At 64.8% G+C, this 19205-nt stretch carries 19 protein-coding genes; 10 read left to right on the top strand and 9 right to left on the bottom strand.

Translation table 11 applies throughout. From position 1 onward, the window contains the following. Positions 1-254 precede the first annotated feature (254 nt). The 6 genes from QAZ47_RS25550 to QAZ47_RS25525 form a co-directional block, all read right to left on the bottom strand. Entirely contained in the window at positions 255-806 is a 552-nt protein-coding gene (locus tag QAZ47_RS25550; RefSeq protein ID WP_278231208.1) for a dihydrofolate reductase family protein, read from the bottom strand. Positions 807-896: 90 nt separating this feature from the next. Continuing rightward, on the bottom strand, positions 897-1043 hold the full coding sequence (locus QAZ47_RS25545) for a hypothetical protein (RefSeq protein WP_278203505.1): 147 nt from the start codon (positions 1041-1043) through the stop codon (positions 897-899). A 106-nt stretch (positions 1044-1149) separates the two neighbouring features. Continuing rightward, positions 1150-1383 (bottom strand): hypothetical protein, encoded by a 234-nt coding sequence (locus tag QAZ47_RS25540; protein WP_278231207.1) that lies wholly within the window; start codon positions 1381-1383, stop codon positions 1150-1152. Between the two features lie 248 nt (positions 1384-1631). Beyond that, on the bottom strand, positions 1632-2054 hold the full coding sequence (locus QAZ47_RS25535; RefSeq protein WP_278231205.1) for a hypothetical protein: 423 nt from the start codon (positions 2052-2054) through the stop codon (positions 1632-1634). 117 nt (positions 2055-2171) lie between these two features. After that, positions 2172-2738 carry a cytochrome c gene (locus QAZ47_RS25530; RefSeq protein WP_278203502.1) on the bottom strand — a complete coding sequence of 189 codons (567 nt, stop codon included), beginning with the start codon at positions 2736-2738 and terminating at the stop codon, positions 2172-2174. Next, a complete protein-coding gene (locus QAZ47_RS25525) occupies positions 2735-4255 on the bottom strand; it encodes a multicopper oxidase family protein (RefSeq protein ID WP_278231204.1) in 1521 nt (506 codons plus the stop codon). Before QAZ47_RS25525 ends, QAZ47_RS25530 begins: the two co-directional genes overlap by 4 nt. 201 nt (positions 4256-4456) lie before the next feature. Between QAZ47_RS25525 and QAZ47_RS25520 the strand changes: the two genes are divergently transcribed. From QAZ47_RS25520 to QAZ47_RS25500, 5 genes are all read left to right on the top strand, one after another. Next, entirely contained in the window at positions 4457-6382 is a 1926-nt protein-coding gene (locus tag QAZ47_RS25520) for a DUF4396 domain-containing protein (RefSeq protein ID WP_278231203.1), read from the top strand. Between the two features lie 99 nt (positions 6383-6481). Then, positions 6482-6640 (top strand): hypothetical protein, encoded by a 159-nt coding sequence (locus QAZ47_RS25515; RefSeq protein ID WP_278231202.1) that lies wholly within the window; start codon positions 6482-6484, stop codon positions 6638-6640. A gap of 261 nt (positions 6641-6901) precedes the next feature. Beyond that, positions 6902-7969, top strand: a complete 1068-nt coding sequence (locus QAZ47_RS25510) for a type III polyketide synthase (protein ID WP_278231201.1) — start codon at positions 6902-6904, stop codon at positions 7967-7969. Continuing rightward, entirely contained in the window at positions 7966-8703 is a 738-nt protein-coding gene (locus QAZ47_RS25505; protein ID WP_278231200.1) for a methyltransferase domain-containing protein, read from the top strand. The genes QAZ47_RS25510 and QAZ47_RS25505 overlap by 4 nt, the downstream gene beginning before the upstream one ends. Then, complete coding sequence (locus QAZ47_RS25500; protein ID WP_278231199.1) at positions 8700-9950, top strand: FAD-dependent oxidoreductase; 1251 nt, start codon at positions 8700-8702, stop codon at positions 9948-9950. The genes QAZ47_RS25505 and QAZ47_RS25500 overlap by 4 nt, the downstream gene beginning before the upstream one ends. A gap of 6 nt (positions 9951-9956) precedes the next feature. On the opposite strand, the gene QAZ47_RS25495 is transcribed toward QAZ47_RS25500, so the two are convergent. Continuing rightward, positions 9957-10769, bottom strand: a complete 813-nt coding sequence (locus tag QAZ47_RS25495; protein WP_278207940.1) for a class I SAM-dependent methyltransferase — start codon at positions 10767-10769, stop codon at positions 9957-9959. A gap of 234 nt (positions 10770-11003) precedes the next feature. Between QAZ47_RS25495 and QAZ47_RS25490 the strand changes: the two genes are divergently transcribed. The 4 genes from QAZ47_RS25490 to QAZ47_RS25475 all read left to right on the top strand — a co-directional run bounded on the left by QAZ47_RS25490 (position 11004) and on the right by QAZ47_RS25475 (position 15954). Next, positions 11004-11483 (top strand): DUF2231 domain-containing protein, encoded by a 480-nt coding sequence (locus QAZ47_RS25490; RefSeq protein WP_278231198.1) that lies wholly within the window; start codon positions 11004-11006, stop codon positions 11481-11483. Between the two features lie 262 nt (positions 11484-11745). Then, positions 11746-11964 carry an RNA-binding protein gene (locus QAZ47_RS25485; RefSeq protein WP_278203494.1) on the top strand — a complete coding sequence of 73 codons (219 nt, stop codon included), beginning with the start codon at positions 11746-11748 and terminating at the stop codon, positions 11962-11964. Positions 11965-12494: 530 nt separating this feature from the next. After that, the gene (locus tag QAZ47_RS25480; protein ID WP_278231197.1) at positions 12495-14111 is read left to right on the top strand and encodes a tlde1 domain-containing protein; all 1617 of its coding nucleotides are present in this window, start codon (positions 12495-12497) and stop codon (positions 14109-14111) included. Positions 14112-14712: 601 nt separating this feature from the next. Then, complete coding sequence (locus QAZ47_RS25475) at positions 14713-15954, top strand: glycosyltransferase (RefSeq protein ID WP_278231195.1); 1242 nt, start codon at positions 14713-14715, stop codon at positions 15952-15954. A 2-nt stretch (positions 15955-15956) separates the two neighbouring features. On the opposite strand, the gene QAZ47_RS25470 is transcribed toward QAZ47_RS25475, so the two are convergent. Beyond that, positions 15957-16712, bottom strand: coding sequence for a DUF4239 domain-containing protein (locus QAZ47_RS25470; protein ID WP_278203491.1), 756 nt, complete (start codon positions 16710-16712; stop codon positions 15957-15959). Positions 16713-17019: 307 nt separating this feature from the next. Further along, positions 17020-18042 carry an IS110 family transposase gene (locus QAZ47_RS25465; RefSeq protein ID WP_278201928.1) on the bottom strand — a complete coding sequence of 341 codons (1023 nt, stop codon included), beginning with the start codon at positions 18040-18042 and terminating at the stop codon, positions 17020-17022. Between the two features lie 376 nt (positions 18043-18418). On the opposite strand from QAZ47_RS25465, the gene QAZ47_RS25460 reads away from it, so the two are divergent. Further along, a complete protein-coding gene (locus QAZ47_RS25460) occupies positions 18419-19204 on the top strand; it encodes a ThuA domain-containing protein (protein ID WP_278231194.1) in 786 nt (261 codons plus the stop codon). The last annotated feature ends 1 nt before the right edge of the window (position 19205 follow it).

The following is a 19205-nucleotide window of genomic DNA, read 5'->3' as shown; positions in this document are numbered from 1 at the left end:
TCGTCACGCAAAAACACAGGTTCCGAGACCCAAGCGCCACGCCGGCGGCCCGGCAGCCTGGGGGGGTGTATTGGGTTCGGCGGCCGGGCCTGACCGGAGTTTGCGAGCCTGCCGGCTATCTCGAAGATGCGCTCGCGCTCATGCAAGGGCAAGAACGACCTAGGCCCTAGGACCAAAGCAGCAAGGGGAGGGCAAACGGCCGAAGCGGCGGCCTCCCGATCCTGTTTCGCTGACCGGCATTGAACCTGCCGCGCTCAGGCTGGGGCGTAGCGCAGCAGCGTCACGCCCTGGGAGAGGCGCTGCGTGCCGAGCGGCGCCAGCGTGAACGACTGGCTATGCCGAAAATACGGCTTGCCGCCGCCGAGCACGACCGGATGCATGTAGAGCCGATACTCGTCGATCAGGCCAGCACGGGCCAGATGCCCGGCCAATTCGGCGCCGCCGACGCCGATCTGGCCATCCGTCTTAGCCTTGAGTGACCTTGCCACCGCCACTGCATCGCCATCCGCCAGGCGCGCATTGGCGCCAACCTCGCGGAGCGTCGTCGAAAACACGACCTTCGGCGTTCTGCGCCAGGCCAGGGCAAAATCGCGCTCGACCTCGCCGCCTTTCTCCCGCTCAGGATCGTCCCAGAAGCGCATTATCTCGTACAGGCGGCGCCCGCAGAGCATGATCGCGGTCCGCCGCATGTCCTCGTTGAAATGCCGGTGCAGTTCTTCCTCGGGCACCGGCAGGTCGATGCTCCCGTCCGGCCCGGCAATATAGCCGTCCAGCGACATCAGCATGGAATAGATGATCCTGGCCATCCGCGCCTCCTTTGTGACCTGTTCGAGGTCAAGGATGCACATCCGATTGCATTTTGCAATCGGTTTGCCGGGGATGAGGCGAGCCTCGGATCAGAAGCCGAAGAACTGCTTGCCGACGACATAGCCCAGCGCCACGACCACCAGCGGGAACAGCGCCGGTGCGATCCTGCCGAGCGGTGAGGGTTTCATCTCTCTCGCTGGAGCGTTGGGCTTGGCATTGCCGAGGTTCTTTGTCATGGGGTCCGTCGCCGGGTTTGTTGCCGGGTGACCTGTAATATTAGAAATAGCTTATTAATTTTCTCACAATTCGATCGGTGCAATTTGCAGCTATCCTCGGTGGTCGCTATTCCGCCTGCTGGGTGCGCTCAGCGAGCGCGAAGGCCTGCAGGTTCCTCGATTTGCCGAGATCCTGGTCGGCATTGGCGATGATGGCGTGGAAGGCGGCGCGGGCGATGTCCTTCTTCTTGGCGCCGGGATGCACCTTGCGGACGGCCTTGACCAGTTCCTTCGGTGTCATTTCGGGTGTGACGAGGCGCATCAGCGTGTCGCCTATGGCCTGCAGTTCGCTGGCATCCATGACCAGAACCCTGTGTTGGCTGTATGAGCCCTGGCATATAGCTCCGTCAGAACGTCACTTTTGTGATGCGGCTTGCCGAGCGGCAGCGCTGCGGTTCGTGAACGGCGATGGCAATGCGGCGTCATATGGTCCGACTGGGGGAGCGGAAGCGCATAAAAACAAACGATTGGGGCGGTTCAGCGAACCCTACCTAACGCCGAACCGCCTCAGTCTCCTACGCAGGAATCACTTCTGCGCAGGAATCACTTTTACGCCGGGATCAGCATGGCGATGCGATGGACGCCGACCTCCTTGCTTGTGTTCGTCGCCTCGTCGGTCTTGCCCTTGGAGCAGGTGTACATGTCGCCAACCTTCAGCTTGAACTCCTTGTCCACCTTCTTGATGGTGAATGCGCCGGAGGTAATCGTGCACACCATGTCGTTGTCCATCACGCTTTGAGGCGCGTGTGCTCCGGGCTGAAACACCACGTCGACGATTGCAATGCTCTTATAGGCGGGAATGTCGGAATTGCCGGTGCCGACTTCCACCACTCTGACGCCGGGCGCGATCTCCTTGCCTTCGTTCGCACCGTACTTCTTGGTTTTCGCAAATGTCGCCGTTGCGAACAGGGGCGCCACCGTCGCTGCGGTCACGCCGAGAGCGATTGCAGACCTGCGATTCATCGTTTTCATCGCATCCTCCCTAAACCTGTCATGCACGGATGAGCATGGCATTCCGTATATTAGCACAAGCTGATTTTATTGTGCAGAACAAGCGTTTGCCGATGGCCGGACCGCCCGGTGCGCGCCTCACTCCGTCTTTTGCCGGAATTTCGAATGACAGCTCGAGCAATCCTGCAGGATGAGATGCAGGAGATGCTCGGCCGGCAGCTTTGCCGGATCGGTCTCGGCGGCGCCCGGGCGCTTGCCGAGCAGGCTGCCGCCGTCCATCGGCAGCATGGCGCCCATGCGCATGTCGCTGGTGATCGCGGCCGGCGCCTGATCTGCCTTGGCGGCGAGCGCGTCGGCGAGCCGGCCGACATGGCGGGCGAGCGCCTCGAACTCCGGTCGGGCCTGGTCGATCTCCGGCCTGGCGGCTGACGGCGCGCCGAGCGAGCCGGCGGGAAACTCGGCGATGAGGGCAGGGCCGGTGCGCGCGCCGAGCGTTTTCGCCGCCGCCTTGAACGCCGCCGGCTCATAGGCGCGCTTGCCGTCGAACATCTCGGCGATCGCCTTCGCGGCGGCCGCCATCTCCTTCATCGAGGCCTGGCGTGCCGCCACGATCGGATTGTCCGGACCTGCCGCCAGCGACGGAGCAAAGGTCGGCGGGCCGGCGAGCGCAAGCATGGCCGCCCCGAGAACGGCGCGGAACCTCATGCCTGCACGTCGACGATGCCCATCATGCCGAGCTGCTCATGCTCGAGGATGTGGCAGTGATACATGCGCGGCCCCGGCCGTTCCTGGCGCGTCACGAGCCGCACCGTCTCGCCGCGCGCCACGTTGACCGTGTCCTTCCACGCCAGATAAGGCGGTTTGGAGACCTTGCCGTCGCGCTCGCGCTCGACCACCTGGAACTGCGTGCCGTGAAGATGGAACGGGTGGTCCATGTCGGCCTGGTTGACGATTTCCCACAGTTCCATCTCGCCGACCTTGGCGACGATGTCGACGCGCTTCATGTCGAAGGCCTTGCCGTTGATCAGAAAACCCATCTCCATGCCGGTGGCGTTCATCGCCATGGTTTCGGTGAAGACAAGCCGGCGGTTGACCGTCGGCTGGCCAAGCGGCGCTATCGGCCTCAGCCGCTCGGGCAGCGGCGGCATCGCCTCGGCCGGTGCGTTCGAGACATCGACCGTCAGCAGCGTCAGCCCGGCGTCCTTGGGCCGGCCGGGACCCATCCAGCCACGGTCATAGGCAAGCGTGGTGAGCGAAGCGGTTCCCGGCTTGTCGAAGGCGACGACCAGTTCGACGCGCTCGGCCGGGCTGAGCAGGATCTCGTCGGCCGCCACCGGCTTCTCCAGCAGGCCGCCGTCGCTGCCGATCACCGTCATCGCGGCGTTGGCGAAAGCGAGCCTGAGGAAGCGCGCATTGGTGGCGTTGTAGAGCCGCAGGCGCCGCTTCGCGCCCATCGCCACGGCGAGCCGCGGGTTCTTCTGGCCGTTGACCAGCACATGGTCACCGACGCGGCCGTTCATCAGGTCGTTCATGGTGTTGTCGGGCATCGATCCGTCGGCGGCAAGGCGAAGGTCGGTGAACATGAGCACGGTGTCGCCATAGGCGGCCGGAACAGGATCGGCCTTGGCCTTGACGACGAAGGCGCCGGCAAGGCCGCGATAGACCTGCTCGGCCGTTCGGCCGTGCGGATGCGGGTGATACCAATAGGAGCCGGCGCTGCCCTCCGGCAGCTCGAAGGCATAGGCGCGGTCCGCGCCCGCCGCCACCGGGTCCATCGGATTGCCGTCCTGATCGGCGGGCACCGGCATACCATGCCAGTGGATGGTGCTTGGTTCGTCCCCGATCCGGTTGGCGAAGGTGATCTCGACTCTGTCGCCTTCATAGACCTCGATCAGCGGCCCTGGGCTCATGCCGTTATAGGCAAGGATCGGCGTGTCCCTGTCCGCGACAAAGCGAGCCGTGGCCGGCTCCGCCGTCAGCCGCGCCCTGAACAGGCCAGCCTGTCCGGCGTCGTTGGCAAGCGGCGGCAATTCGCGCAGCGCCTCGCCTTCGGGCAGAGCAGCGGGCGCCTGCGCCATGGCGCCCATGTCGTGGCCAGCATGGCCGCCCATGCCCTGCATGGAATCCATGTCTGACATGCCGTCCATCTTCATCTGCGCCAGCGCGCGAGAACCCGCCAGAGCCGTTATCAGGCCCGCCACCAGAAAGCCGCGTCGATGCACCGTTTTTCTCCTCGATCGTGATTGGGGAGGACGCCGCCATGGCGACCGCTTGCGCAGACTAGGGGTTCCAGTTGCTGGAAGGTCAAGCGGGGTCCGGCGGTTGAAGCCGGAAATTTCGGCGGATGGATCGTAATGGCCTCGGCGGCGTTCACCCGCAGGTGCAACCAGCCGTTTCATCAAACCAACCCGAGAAGCCGGGTCATGCTTATCCAACCGATCGACTATTTCCTCGTTGCATGGTTCGTGCTGGCGCTGACCTCGACGCTCTATGTCGGCTTCGACCAGTATCGCAACAATCCCGAGCCGGTGGTGATGAAATGGGGCTTCATCCTTGTGACGCTCTATATGGGGCCACTTGGCCTGCTGCTCTACGTCCTTGCCGACAAGGAGCCGCGCCCCGGCGAGCATGAGGCCTTCACCGGGCCCCTCTGGAAGCAGGGCGTCGGCTCGACCATCCATTGCGTGGCCGGCGATGCCACCGGCATCATCCTTGCCGCGGTCGTTACCGCCACGCTCGGCCTGCCGATGTGGCTCGACCTCATTGTCGAATATCTTGCCGGCTTCGCCTTCGGCCTCTTCATCTTCCAGTCGCTGTTCATGAAATCGATGATGGGCGGCAGCTACTGGGAGAATGTGAAGAACAGCTTCCTGCCCGAATTCATCTCGATGAACTTCATGATGGCCGGCATGGCGCCGGTCATGAGCTTCCTGATGATGGGCCGCGACATGCGCGCCATGGAGCCGACCGAGCTTCTGTTCTGGGGCGTTATGTCGCTTGGCGTGATCGCCGGCTTCGCGTTTGCCTATCCCGCCAATGTCTGGCTGGTCGCGCGCGAGTTGAAGCATGGCCTAATGACCGAGCGCGCGCAGAAAGCCCGAGCAGGCCATAGACAACTGTCAGCCGTGGGGGAACACGCGCGGATGCAGATGCAGCAGGGCGACGCGAGCGGTCACGGCCGCCACGAGCAAGGGCACGACACCGCCTCCCACAAGAGCAAAGGCAACGCTGGCCATCACATGCGCTCGGACGCGACCACGCCGCAGATCGCGGCGCTCGGCGCGGTGTCGGCGCTGGCGCTGGCGCTCGGCTTGGCGGCACCGGCGAACTGGCTGAACCTCACGCTCTCGGCCCGCGATGTCGGCGGGGTGATCATGCCGCAGGGCATGATCATGGACCGCGACACGCCGGCCGACACCATGCGCGACATGGCGGCGGCCGATCCGCGCCTGGTGACCGCCTCCTACGGCCTCGCGGCCAAGGGCGACAAGGATTTGCCTTTCCGCATGGAGAACGGCGTCAAGGTGTTCGAGCTTAGGCCGTCGGTGGTCCGCTGGCAGATCCTGCCGGACGTGACGGTCGACGCCTATGCCTATAACGGCCAGATTCCAGGCCCGCGCATCCATATCCGCCAGGGCGACCGGGTGCGCATCAACGTCACCAACGGACTGCCGGAGGAGACGACAGTGCACTGGCATGGCCTGATCCTGCCCAACCAGATGGACGGGCCGGCCGAGATCACCCAGCCGCCGATCGAGCCCGGACAGACCTATTCCTATGAATTCACCGCCACCCAGCACGGCACCTATTTCTATCACCCGCACGCCAAGCCCGACCGAACCCAGGCGCTCGGCCTTTATGGTGCGCTGATCATCGATCCCGCCAACCCAGCCGACGAGGTCGCGGCCGACCATGACTATGTCATCGAGCTGCAGGAATGGCTGGTGCGGGAAGGCCTGACCTATCCTTCGATGCCGATGGACGGCGGCATGCCGAACTTCTTCACAATCAACGGCAAGGCCTATCCAGCGACCGACACCATCCATATGAAGGTCGGCGAGACGCTCAAGGTCCGCTTCATCGGCACCAACAACGGCTTCATCCACCCGATGCACATCCATGGTGGACCGTTCGAGGTGGTCGCCCGCGACGGCGAGACGGTTTCTCCCTCAGCCCGCTTCCTTGCCGACACCATCAATGTCGGGCCGGGCCAGCGCTACGATGTCGTCTGGACGGCACGGCGCCCGGGGAAATGGCTGATCCACTGCCACATCCCACACCACACGACGAACAACAATGTCGAGGAGAAGGGCGGCGGCGGGCTGATTGTCGTCATCGATGCCACGTGATCGCGGCGGAGCGCTCGCCACTCCCAGATCCGACGAACGCGCCCTGGATCTCGGAACCCTTGCCGCTCTCGCAGGGTTTATTATGCGAGGCGAACTGCCATGGAAGACAAACCGCCTGCCGATAACCCGGGAAGGATCCTCGCCACCGTGTTGGCGGTCTGCCTCGTCATCATTGCCTTGTTCTTTATCGGCTTCAGATATTCCGAGCGCGACCAGGGAGCCTTGATCGTGCCGGGAGCGGTGCAGGGCAGCAAGTGATCGGCTCCCAAGAGATCGGCCCAAGAGATCGACCAAAGTCCTTGCCTGCCAGGCACGGAAAAGGCTGTAACACTTTGATTTTGCCTATCATCCCTTCCAAACCTTCGAGGTTAGGAATCGCGCGCCTGGGAAGAAACAGGTTTTCCGAAACGTTTATCGAACAGGCAACGCTCAGAGCCTGGCGCCTACAAGGGCGCTCATGAGCAAAGAAACCCCTCCGGCAACAGCGCGCATCGCGCCCGAAGCCCAGGGAGACAGTACATGTCCGCCAACGCCTATATCAACCGGATCGCGACAGCGGTTCCGGAACATGAAGTCCATCGGTTCTACCTGCGCTACGCCGCCTCGATGCTGGCCGACGATCGCAGGAGGATATTCGAACGCCTGGCCGGCCTGGCCGGCATCGAGCACCGCTTTTCCTGCTTTGCGCCCGCTCTCGACCCGGAGGGGCCGTCGGCCGATCTCGGCGGAACCTTCAGGCGCGGCGCGTTTCCTGGAACGGCCGCCAGAATGGCGATGTTCGGCGAAGCCGCGCCCGTTCTGGCGCAAAACGGCGTCGACGGGCTCCATCTCGGCAACGAGGCGTCGCGCATCACCCACCTCATCGTCACCACCTGCACCGGTTTCTCCGCGCCCGGTATCGACCTCGACCTGGTTCAGCGTTGCGGCCTGCCGGACGATGTCGAGCGCACGATCATCGGATTCATGGGCTGCTACGCGGCCGTCAACGGTCTCAAGCTTGCCCGCCACATCGTCCGCTCCGACCCGCAAGCCAGGGTGCTTCTCGTCAATATCGAGCTCTGCACGCTGCATCTGAGGGAAACCACCGAGCTGGAGAAGCTGTTGTCCTTCTGCCTGTGGGGCGATGGCTGTGCGGCGACGCTCATAACCGCCGAGCCGCCCGGCATCGAGCTCGACTCCTTCCGCTGCGCCGTCGCCGACGAGCAGCGCGACCTGATGACCTGGGATATCCGCGACCACGGCTTCGACATGGTTCTTTCCGGCAAGGTGCCGGCGGCGGTCCAGCAAGCGCTGCGCGGCAACCAGGACGCCATCCTGGGCGGCCGGCCGCCTGAGGCGATCGACCTCTGGGCCGTGCATCCCGGTGGCCGTACCGTTCTCGATGCCGTCGAAAGGGCGCTCGACCTCGAGCCCGCCGCGCTGAAGCCCTCGCGCGAGGTGCTGCGCCGATACGGCAATATGTCGTCGCCGACCGTCATGTTCGTGATGGAGGAGATGCTGAAGAAGCCGGCCGGCCTGCTCGGTTGCGGCATGTCCTTCGGACCGGGGCTGACGGCCGAAACTATGCTGTTCAGGACCGTCTCATGAGTGCGCTCGCCACGCGCAGCCTCGTTCCGGAAATCCTGGACGGGCTTCCGCCCGACGACGCGCGGGCGCGCCGCTCGCGCCGCGATATCGCCCGCATCAACGCGCTGATGCTCCACGCGCCGATCATGGCGTCGCTGATGCGGAAATTTCTGCCGAGGCCGCCCGGCCGCATCCTGGAGATCGGTGCCGGCGACGGCACCTTCATGCTGAAGGTGGCGCGGCGCATGGCAAGGGACTGGCGCGACGTGGAACTGACGATGCTCGATCGCGTCGGCCTTGTCACGCCGGAGCTCACGGCGGATTTTGCCGCGCTGGGATGGCGGCTCGAAACCATCACCGCCGACGTCTTCGATTGGGCGAAGAAGGACCCGATGGGGAACGCCGGTGACTGGCCCTTCGACGCGATCACGGTCAATCTCTTCCTGCATCATTTCGACGACGACGGACTGCTGCGCCTGTTTTCGCGGCTGCAACGCAAGGCTCCGCTCATCCTGGCGACCGAACCGCTCCGCGCGGGCTTGGCGTTGACCGCGACCCGCCTTCTGCCGGCAATCGGCGCCAACGATGTCACCAGGCACGACGCCGCCCAGAGCGTGCGCGCCGGCTTCCGCGCCAGCGAGCTTTCCGACCTCTGGAGCGCCGCCGGCGGCATCCCGCTCGAGGAGCGGCGCGCCGGGCTTTTCTCGCACGTCTTTGCCGGCGAAGCGCGTATGCCGGCCAGGAATGCGGCATGAAGCGGCCATCCACCCATGATGCGATCGTTATCGGCGGCGGTCCGGCCGGCGCTTCGGCGGCGTTGGCGCTGGCCCGGCGCGGATGGGCCGTCGCGATCGTGGAGAAGAACGTGTTTCCGCGCCGCAAGGTGTGCGGCGAATACATCTCGGCAAGCAATCTCGCGCTTCTCGACAGGCTGGGGATCGGCGATGCCTGGCGCGCCGAGGCCGGTCCCGAAATCCGCCGGGTCGGCCTGTTTTCCGGCGACACCACAATCGAGGCCCCGATGCCGGGCGCGCGATCCGGGCCAGCGAGAGACGGCTTCGGCCGCGCGCTCGGCCGCGACATTTTGGACACCTTGCTGCTCGACGCGGCATGCTCGGCCGGCGCTGAAGTCTTCCAGCCTTGCCGTGCCGTCGCCATCGAACGCGATGGCGACGGACAGGCCGTGCGGATCCAGCCGACAGGCGGCAAGGCCGGCGACGAGGCGACGATCCTGCGGGCGCCGGTGGTCGTTGCCGCGCACGGCTCGTGGGAGCCGGGGCCGCTGCCAAGCCAGCTCGGAAAGGTCAATCGCCACTCGGACCTGCTCGGCTTCAAGGCGCATTTCACCAATTCGTCGCTGCCCTCCGACCTGATGCCGCTGCTGACGTTCCCTGGCGGCTATGGCGGCATGGTCCTTGCCGACCATGGCCGCATGTCGGTCTCCTGCTGCATAAGGCGCGATAGGCTGGCCCGGCTGCGCGGCAGCCTTGCCGCCGAACGTGGCGGCCATGTCTCGGCGGCCGAAGCCGTCGGGCATCACATCATGGCGACATGCCGGGGAGCGCGGGATGCCCTGGAGCAAGCCCGCCTCGACGGTCCGTGGCTTGCCGCCGGCCCGATCCGGCCAGGCATCCGCGCCGGCTACGAAAAGGGCATCTTCCGCGTCGGCAACGTCGCCGGCGAGTCGCATCCGATCATCGCCGAGGGCATATCGATGGCGCTTCAGTCCGGCTGGCTTCTGGCGGAGGAGCTCGGCAGGGTGGCCGGAGGGAAGGCGGGGCGAGAGGCAGCCGGGAGGCGCTACGAAGCGGCCTGGCGAGGACTGTTCTCGACGCGTGTCCTTGCCGCTGAAGCGATTGCCCGCATGGCGCTCGGCCCCGGCGGCGCCGCGCTGATGGAGGCGGTCGTCCGTAACTTTCCGCGGACACTGACCCTGGGAGCGCGGCTAAGCGGCAAGACGAAAACGGTCCCCGGTTTGGCCGTTTCAGGCCTGGCTCGATAACCTGCCTCAGGCCACAGTCAAGATCACATGTGCCTGAATCTTGGCGGCGACTTCGCCGCTGCCGTGCCGGTCCGCAATCGCGGATGTGGCGTAATCCGTCGCTGCCTCCAGTCCTGCCGGATCCCTGGCCTGGATTTCGTTGCGAAGCAGGCTTCCCTGGCAATAGGCGACGGCAGGAACGCGCGGCGAGGACGCGCGGCTTTGCGCTGCTCGCGTCTCGATCTCCACCTGGGAGAAACCCGCTGCTTCCAGCTCGCTGCGGATCAAGTCCTTGTCGTGGTAGCCATGCGGCGTGCGTGCCAGAAAGCGCGGCGGGTCGTTCGGAAAGATCCTTGCGAGCGCATTCGTCACGTCATCGGCGAAAATATTCTCCTCGATGCGGTCCCATACGCTGAACAGGAAGCGCCCTCCGGGCTTGAGAACGCGCTTTGCCTCGCGATAGGCAGTCGAGCGGTCGGGAAAGAACATCGCGCCGAACTGGCAGCAGACGACATCGAAGGCCGCATCCTCGAACGGCAGCGCCAGCGCATCCGCTTGGCGCCATGTGATGCGGCGGTCGGGACCTTGCCGCGAAGCGGCATGGTCGAGCATCGGCTGGTTGAGGTCGGTCACGATATAGGTCGCGCCGGGAGACAGTCTTGGCGCCAACGCGCGGGTGACGACCCCGGTGCCCGCGGCGGTTTCGAGGACGGCACCGGGCGATAGCGACGCTGCCCGTCGCGCAAGATCGGCGGCGTACGGCTCGAAAATCAACGGCACCATGTGGCGGTCGTAGTTTTCCGGGATCGAGCCGGCGAAGACCTTGTCCGTTTCCAGCATTGCCGTCACCCACAGTTCCGTCTGGTCCGCAAGGGTAGCATACAAAGTTTGTTCTGGCTCGGTTTCGACCGAGAGGCGGCCAACGGCATATGCGGCTATGTCGGCTGCCGCGGGTTGATGGAACATTCCGGTGCACCCGGAGTTCGCTATGTATCCGGCTTTCGCCGCCAAGCCTGCGATGAGTTGTGATGTGGCCCGAGGGCGGCGCTCGCCACGCCTGCGGGAGGCATTACGATGGCTGACCATACGATTCCCCACAATCCGCACAGCACGGCAAGCATTGCCGGCCATCCCGTCCATGCAATGCTGATACCGTTCCCGATCGCCTTCTTCGTCGCGACCTTCGTTTGCGACCTCGTCTTCTGGCGAACCGGCAATCCGGCCTGGGTCGCGCCGTCGCTCTGGCTCCTCGGGGCCGGTCTGATCATGGCCGCGCTGGCCGCTCTTGCCGGCCTGACCGACATACTGGGCGACGCTCAGATCCGTAATCTTCGGGATGTATGGCTTCACGCCGGCGGCAACGTGATTGTCGTCCTGATCGAGCTCTACAACTGGTACTTTCGATATATCCACGGAGAAGCGGCGGTGGTGCCGGTCGGACTGGTCCTGTCGCTAATCGTCGTCCTCATCCTTCTGTTCACCGGCTGGAAGGGCTGGGGAATGGTCTACCGGCATCACGTCGGCGTCGCCGACGGACCGGCTGAAATGCACTGAATGCCGGACGCCTGACGATGTTTGAAGCTGCTCCAGGGAACTGCGTAAAAACAAACAGTTAGGCTGGATAAGCGATTCAAAGGCTGAACGGGCTCAGGCTCTTCCGGCTGACAAGTTGCGGGGCGGCTTGAAATTCGATCTTCGATCACAAAGGAATCGCTACGCCACCGCGAAGAGTGTAAAATGCCTTGTCGTCCGCACCGAGCCAAGGCACACGGAAGAGTAGATCATGCTTTCGCCCATCTGCGGGGGAGGAAGCGTGATGGCTTTCACCAAACACAGCGGCGTATTCACGCCGATCGAGCTGGAACTTCTTCAAAGGGTATTCGACCAGTTGTGCGACGAGCGCCGTCTGGCCCTTAAAGACGGGGACCAAAGACAACAGCTTGCCTGCGAAGTCATAGAAGCTTTCCAGAACGGCTTCACCGCCGAAGCGGAGTTATGGCAGTCGCTTTCGAAGCGCCACTCGGCCAGAGCGTGAAGCGACCTGGCCAGTAGTCTGTCAATGATTTTCGGCACGCGCCGAAACATGCCATCCGGCAGCGCGGGCTCGCGTTGCGTCCCGCTCGCGAAGGGATGTCGCATCTCGCCGCGCTGTTCCTGCCGCTTTTTAACCTCAATCCATCTGTAGCCGGCGATTGCCCGAAAGGGCAAAACCCTTGTGTTTGCTTGACTCGGCCCGCAAAAACGGGCAGCAAAAGCAGGCGAGGGAGAGCATTTTTACCGTGGCGGAGACCATGGAGGGCTCTTTTTTCGTATGGACCGTCGCCACAGTGGCGATTGGTGGAGGGATTGGTTAACCATCTTTGTCCATCTTTTGAATCAATCGGCAACAGACGCGTGAAGGTGCAGGGGGCACCAGGCGAACTGTGATCGTGACGGGTGCCAGGTCCGCAAACCGGCATGCCGATTGAGAGTGGTCGTATGGCGTTTTTGCGTTTGAAGAACCGGGGTGACACTCCTGAAGAGGGGGTAACTTCGAAAAAATCTGGTGGTCATCGTTGGGTTCTGGTGCCTGCTGTCGGCGCCGCCCTTGCCCTGTGGTCGGTGGCGACCATGGCCGGCCTCTACTCGGTGAGCACCTCTCTCACCGCTGCTTCCAACGGATTGCCGCAGAGCCTGCTTGCGCCGCGCAACATCGCGCTCGCCGACCAGCGCCGCAAGCTCGCCAATGCCTGGGCGCCGCGCCTGGCCGCGACGGGCCCCTACAAGACGGGTTCGCTCACCGGCGGCTGCGATGCCGGCTGCCTCGGCCTCGCCACCAGCTTCGCGCACGCCACCCCGACTCGCACCACCCTGGTTAACGACGGCAAGGCGGCGCGCTTGAAGCCGGCGGCGCCGGACAGCGTCGCGTTTGAAAAGCTCAGAGTTGCGCGTGAGGAGGCCGTGAAGGTAGCTTCCGCCGCGGACGTCGCCGACCGTTTCGACAGCGTCGTCAAGCGCGCCGGGCTTTCGCCGCAGAAACTTGCCGATGCCTTCCAGCGCGCCGAGCGCGCGCCTTTCCTGCTTGCGAGCCTGCCGGCGGCGAACCGCTTTGGCGGCGCGGCTGAGACCGGCCCGGCCCGGACCGATCCGACCCAGCCCGACCTGGCCGAGAGCGGCCCGGCCGAGGCACGCTTCGGCTCAAATCAGGTCGATGTCCAGCGTGCGTCCGAATTGGCGCTGGCGCTGGCCAATGTCATGCCTGAGGAGACGGCTGACGTGCCGACCGCCGTCGCGCTCGCCAACGGCGGTGCGCCGGACCTTACGGCCGACGCCCCCTACAACGCCGGAATACAGGGCGAAGTGCAGGTCGCCTCGCTGCCGCCGCAGGATGAATTGCCAGACAGCGTCGACGTGCCCGGCCTGAGGCCGCGCGCCACGCTCGAGCGCGCAACGGAGGCGCCCGAACAGAATGCCGCGCGGAAGCCGGAGCCGGCCAAGCCGCAGGCAACCCAGGCGGCAAAGCCCCAAGCTACCAAGCCGGAGCCTGCCAGCTCGGAGCCTGCCGCTGTCGATACCGCGGAAGGCCCGCAGTCACCGCGTTCGCTGAGGAGTTCCGAGCAGGAGCTTCCGGGCGTGCAGGGCTCGAAACCGATCAATGCCGGGCCGGCCAAGCGCAGCAAGGCGCAGCCCTCCGAGATGCTCGCCTATGCCAAGCCGGACACGCCCGAGCGCGGCGGCCTCGGCAGGGCTTTCGGGAGCCTGTTCAATTCGCCTTCGACGGGCAACGGCGTCGCCGTCTACGACATCTCGGCGGCGACGGTCTACATGCCCGACGGTTCGAAGCTCGAGGCGCATTCCGGGTATGGCTCGATGGTCGACCAGCCGCGCTTCGTCAACCGCAAGAATGTCGGCCCGACGCCGCCCGACACCTACAATCTGTCGATGCGTGAATCGCGCTTCCACGGGGTCGAGGCGATCCGGCTGACGCCGACCAGCGGCAACAACAAATATAACCGCAACGGCCTGCTCGCCCACACCTACATGCTGCGAGGCGGCCGCGCCGAATCCAATGGCTGCGTCGTCTTCAAGGACTATCAGCGCTTCCTGTCCGCCTACAAGAAAGGCAAGATCAAGCGCCTCGTCGTCGTCCCGCGGCTCACCAGGTCGCCCACCCAGGTCGCCCAGGAAGGGCGCCAGGGCTGATCAGGATTTCACGACGTTTGGATCAGCTGAAGCCTCCCGAACGTCATCAATCCTAGGGTCTGTGCCGGGTCGCTTCAGTCCTTGATCCGCTCCGGGATGACGAACGCCAGACCTTCGTCATCCTCGGGCGGAGCGGGAAGCGAAGCATACCGCGTAGACCCGAGGATCCATGCCGTGACTTCAGAGCGCTGCAGCGATGCAGAATTCTGTTCCGCTTGCACCCTTCGATCAAGGTAACAGGATCACAGGGTCTCCGCGACGGAGCTTCGCTCCTGCTTCGCCCTGGGGATGACGAGGTTGAGAGGCTTCAGCTAATCCCCAGCGCTTGCGCTGACCCTCCGACAAGCCTGCAATCTTCAAGATCCTGCGCTAGCGAACTGGTCGCCATCGCCTGCTTCTGCTTGGCCAAATGGTCCATGCCACGGTCGGCGCACCGAACACGCGCGACAGTGAGATCATCGACTTGCGGGGATTGCGAGCACAAAAAAATATCCGCCCCTCCCAGGATATAGATATGGCGCACCCCGGGCTTGCGGCAAGACCCTGGACGTGCCGTATGTACGCTGCCCTTGGCCTGAATTTTAGGAAAGGGAATTCCCGAATGCGGATTTTGTTGTCGACTTACGGCTCGCGCGGCGACGTCGAGCCAGTGGTGGCGCTTGGCTCGCGACTGCAGGCGCTCGGCGCCGAGGTGCGGGTGAGCGTCCCCGGTGATGAGGAATTTGCCGCGCTGTGCGCCCGCGCCGGCGTGCCGCTGGCGCCGGCCTTCGCGCCGGTGCGTGAATGGACAAAGGAGATGATGCGGCGCAGGAGATCGGCGTCGCCCGAGGGCCGGGCCAAGCTTATCTCCGGCCAGGCGGCCGAGATCGTCGCCAGGCAATACGATACGCTCATGGCGGCCGCCGAAGGCTGCGATGCAGTGGTGGCGTGCGGCCTTTTTCCTTCCTGCGCCGCGGCGCGGCTGGTCGCCGAGCAGCGGGGCATCCGCTACATCCTTGGCACCTTTTGTCCGATCTGGCTCCCGTCGGCGCACAACCGGCCATTTGAGTATCCCGGACATCCGCTTCCTGCTGGCGTGACCGACAACATGGCGCTCTGGGACCATGATATCCGGACCAAGAACGCGCTGTTCGGCGGCGCGATCAACAGTCACCGCGCGTCGCTCGGGCTGCCTCCGTTGGACAACGTCCGCGACTATGTCTACGGCGATCCCGTCCTGCTTGCCTGCGACCCGACGCTCGGGCCCTGGCTGCCCTCGGACCTGATCGGCGCCCTGCAGACCGGCGCCTGGATCTTGGCCGACGAACGGCCGCTTCCCGACGGGCTGGAGGCGTTCCTCGAAGCCGGCGCGCCGCCGGTCTATGTCGGCTTCGGCTCCATTGCGGTCGCGAGCGAAGCCGGACGCGCGGCCATCGAGGCGATCCGCGCCAAGGGCCGGCGCACGGTCATCGCGCATGGCTGGGCAGAGCTCGGCCCGATCGACGAGCGCGACGATTGCTTCGCCGTCGGCGATGTCAACCAGCAGGCGCTGTTTGGCCGGCTGGCGGCGGTCATCCATCACGGCGGCGCCGGCACGACCGTCGCCGCGGCGCGGGCAGGGGCGCCGCAGGTGGTGGTGCCCCAGATCGGCGACCAGTCCTATTGGGGGCGGCGGGTGGTTGAGCTCGGCATAGGCGCAGCGCATGACGGCCCGACGCCAACAGCGGAGTCATTGTCCGAGGCGCTGGAGACGGCGCTGGCGCCCGAGACCCGTGTCCGGGCAGGCGCGGCCGCTCACTTGATCCGCCCTGACGGCGCGGCGGTGGCGGCAAAGTTGCTGATTGAAGCATTGGGTGGCGGGTGATTTCACTGCGTCAGTTCCGCCAGCGCCCTTTGCAGCGGCGCCGGCGAGACCTGGATCGGGCCGGAGAAGGGCGTGTCCATGTCCATGATCAGATAGATCGCCGCGGCCACCAACGCCCCGGAAATGAGGCAAGTGCAGACGACGGTGGCGTTGCGCGGTGCCCGGAAGCCGAAGCTGGCGAAGATCAGTGTCAGCCAAGCGACGAGCAAGGCGATCAGCGGCGCGGGGATGGCGCCCTCGGACTGCTCGGCCAGCATCCAGCGTTGCTCGATCACCTTCCGCAGCTGCTGTGTCGCGGCCTGCTGCGCGGCGGTCTGCTTGGCGTCCGCGGGCGTCAAGCCCGCCAGGATATCGCCGACCTGATTGAGCAGCAGCTCCGACAGCTTGTTCGGGACGACGGTCGTGTCGTTGTCGGCGGCGGAAGTGTCGACGACGCGCTGGACATAGGCGGTGAGCGATTGCCGGGCGCTGTCCGTCTCCGGTCCGTACTGTCGGAGCGTTCGGTCAAGCAGGATGAGATCGGTGGCGAAGGCGTGGACATTGCCGTCGATGGCCTCGAACGTGTTCTTGGCCGAATTGATCATCAGGCCGAGCACCAGCGACGACATCACCACGAAGAGGTTCGCGGCAAGTCGCACCACGGCGCTGGTGTCGTCCTGGCGGTGGTGGGCGGGGAAGCGCTCGTGCACCATCAGGCTGACCAGCGAGGCCCCGGCCAGACAAGCAAAGATCGCTGTCCCTACAAGCACTTCGCCCATTGCCAATATTGCGCACGGCAAAGGCCGCTTGCCAATTGGCGGTGTGAATTCGTCATGTATGGACGGCCCCTTTTGGGCAAGAGGCAAAATGGCAACGACGGCGCAGGTCTGGAGCGGTCATGTATTCGGCCTTTAGTGCGGTCGATTTCGAAGACCGCTGGCCCGCAAGGGTTACGCGGATCGAGTTCCAATCATTCTAGCGCGCTTTGTATCGCGATGACGAAGGCGGAGTGTCTCGACCCAGGTCCTGACCATTTTGCCGTGCTGCTTTTTGCTCCTTACGCTTGTTGAGGGCCTCGATTTGCGTTTATGCCGCAGTCGGCGCCCTGTATTCCTGTCCCGATTGCAGCATTGCCCAGATGATGCGGGCGGTCTTGGCCGCCTGGGCGACGACGGCGACCTTGACCGGCCGCCTGGCCAGCAGGCCGCGAACCCAGGGTGAGCCCTTGTCGGGTTTGGCCCTGACCTGGCGCAACCAGGAACTGGCGCCCAGAATGAGCAGCCTTCGCAGGTCCCTGTCGCCGGCGCGGCTGATATGGCCCGTCAAGCTGTGCTTGCCGCCGGTGTCATGGCTCTTGCGGGTCAGGCCCAGCCAGGCGGCGAAGTCCCTGGCCGAAGCGAACTGGCGGCCATCGCCGATGGTGGCGACGGCTGCATGCGCGATGATCGGGCCGACGCTCGGGATCGTCGTCAGCCGCAAGGCCGCTCGCTGCTGCCTGACCTGAGCCAGGATCTGCTTGTCCAGCTTGCCGATCTCGCCATCCAGCGCCCGCCATTGCCCGGCCAGAGGCGCCAGACAGATCAACAGCGCCGCGGGAATGGCTTCATCGGCTGCCTCGATGCGCTGCAGCAGGGCCTCGATGCCTGCGGCCCCCTTGGCACCTATCAGACCCATCTCATAGAGCTGCCCACGCATGGCGTTGGCCAGTTGCGTGCGCTGGCGCACCAGAAGGTCACGTGTGCGATGCAGCGCTCGGGCCCATTGCTGTTCGACCGTCTTGATCGGCACGAAGCGCATGTCGGGCCGGCTCACCGCCTCGCAACAGCCTTGCGCATCGCGGGCATCGTTCTTGTTGCGCGCAACATAGGGCTTCACATAGGCCGGCGGCATCAGCTTGACCTCGTGGCCGAGCGCGCTCAGCGTGCGGGCCCAATGATGGGCCGAGCCGCACGCCTCCATGCCGATCAGCGCCGGCGGCTGCGCGGCGAAGAACTTCTCCACCTGCGCGCGCCGCAGCTGGCGCTGCACCACCACCTGCCCGGCTGCATCCACGCCGTGCACCTGAAACACGTTCTTGGCCAAATCGATTCCAAATCTGATAGCTTGCATGACGGACGGTCTCCTCCGCTGGGTTCCAACACGACCAGTTTGGCACATTCGATGCCGCAAGGGGCCGTCCACCCATCATTCTAGGGCGAAGCGACGCGAAGCGGAGCGCAGACCCTAGAATCCATGCCATTACATATGAACGTCGCTCCGGTGCAGAACGATCCTTTGTTCTGCACCGCTCTGCTCTTCGGCAGCGGTCACGGCATGGATTCTAGGGTCTGCGCGCGTCGCTTCGCTCCTTGCTCCGCCCTAGAATGACGAACTTGCGAGGCCGGGGCGCAAGCGCGGCGCTCGAAACACCCTTCCAATACAGCCCTAAGTCTTTATGAATGACCGCCGGGGCGGCTCCACCCTCACAATCGTGCACGAGGAAACCATGACAATACGCGCTGTCGTCTGGGGCGAGAACATCCATGAGCGAACCAACGAGGTGGTAGCCTCCATCTATCCGCAAGGCATGCACACCACCATCGCCAACGCGCTCAACGCCGACGAGGCGATCTCCGCATCGACCGCGACGCTGGAGCAGCCGGAGCACGGCCTGCCGGAATCCCGCCTTGCCGAGACCGACGTGCTCGTCTGGTGGGGCCATAAGGACCACGGCGCGGTGGCCGATGAGGTGGTAGAGCGCGTCGCCCGCCGCGTCTTCGAAGGCATGGGGCTGATCGTGCTTCATTCCGGCCATTTCTCGAAAATCTTCAAGCGGCTGACGGGTACGCCCTGCACGCTGAAATGGCGCGAGGCCGGCGAGCGCGAGCGGCTCTGGGTGACGAGCCCCAGCCATCCGATCGCCGAAGGCATCGGCGAGTATTTCGAGCTCGAGAACGAGGAGATGTATGGCGAGCAGTTCGCCGTTCCCGAGCCGCTGGAAACGGTCTTCATTTCCTGGTTCCAGGGCGGTGAGGTGTTCCGCTCGGGCCTGACCTACCGGCGCGGCGCGGGCAACGTCTTCTACTTCCGACCTGGCCATGAGACCTATCCGACCTATCACGACGCCACCGTGCACAAGGTGCTGCGCAACGCGGTGAAGTGGGCGCATAACCCGCAAGGCTCGAAGCCGGCCATCCTCGACGCGCCGAACGTGCCGGTCGAGAAGGCGCTGGAGCCGATCGTCGAGCGCGGCGGCAAGCTGCACGCATCCGGCGAGGCCGGTTTCCGCTAGA

Source organism: Mesorhizobium sp. WSM4904 (assembly GCF_029674545.1).
Taxonomy (GTDB): Bacteria; Pseudomonadota; Alphaproteobacteria; order Rhizobiales; family Rhizobiaceae; genus Mesorhizobium.
This window is presented reverse-complemented; position numbering and strand designations above follow the sequence as displayed.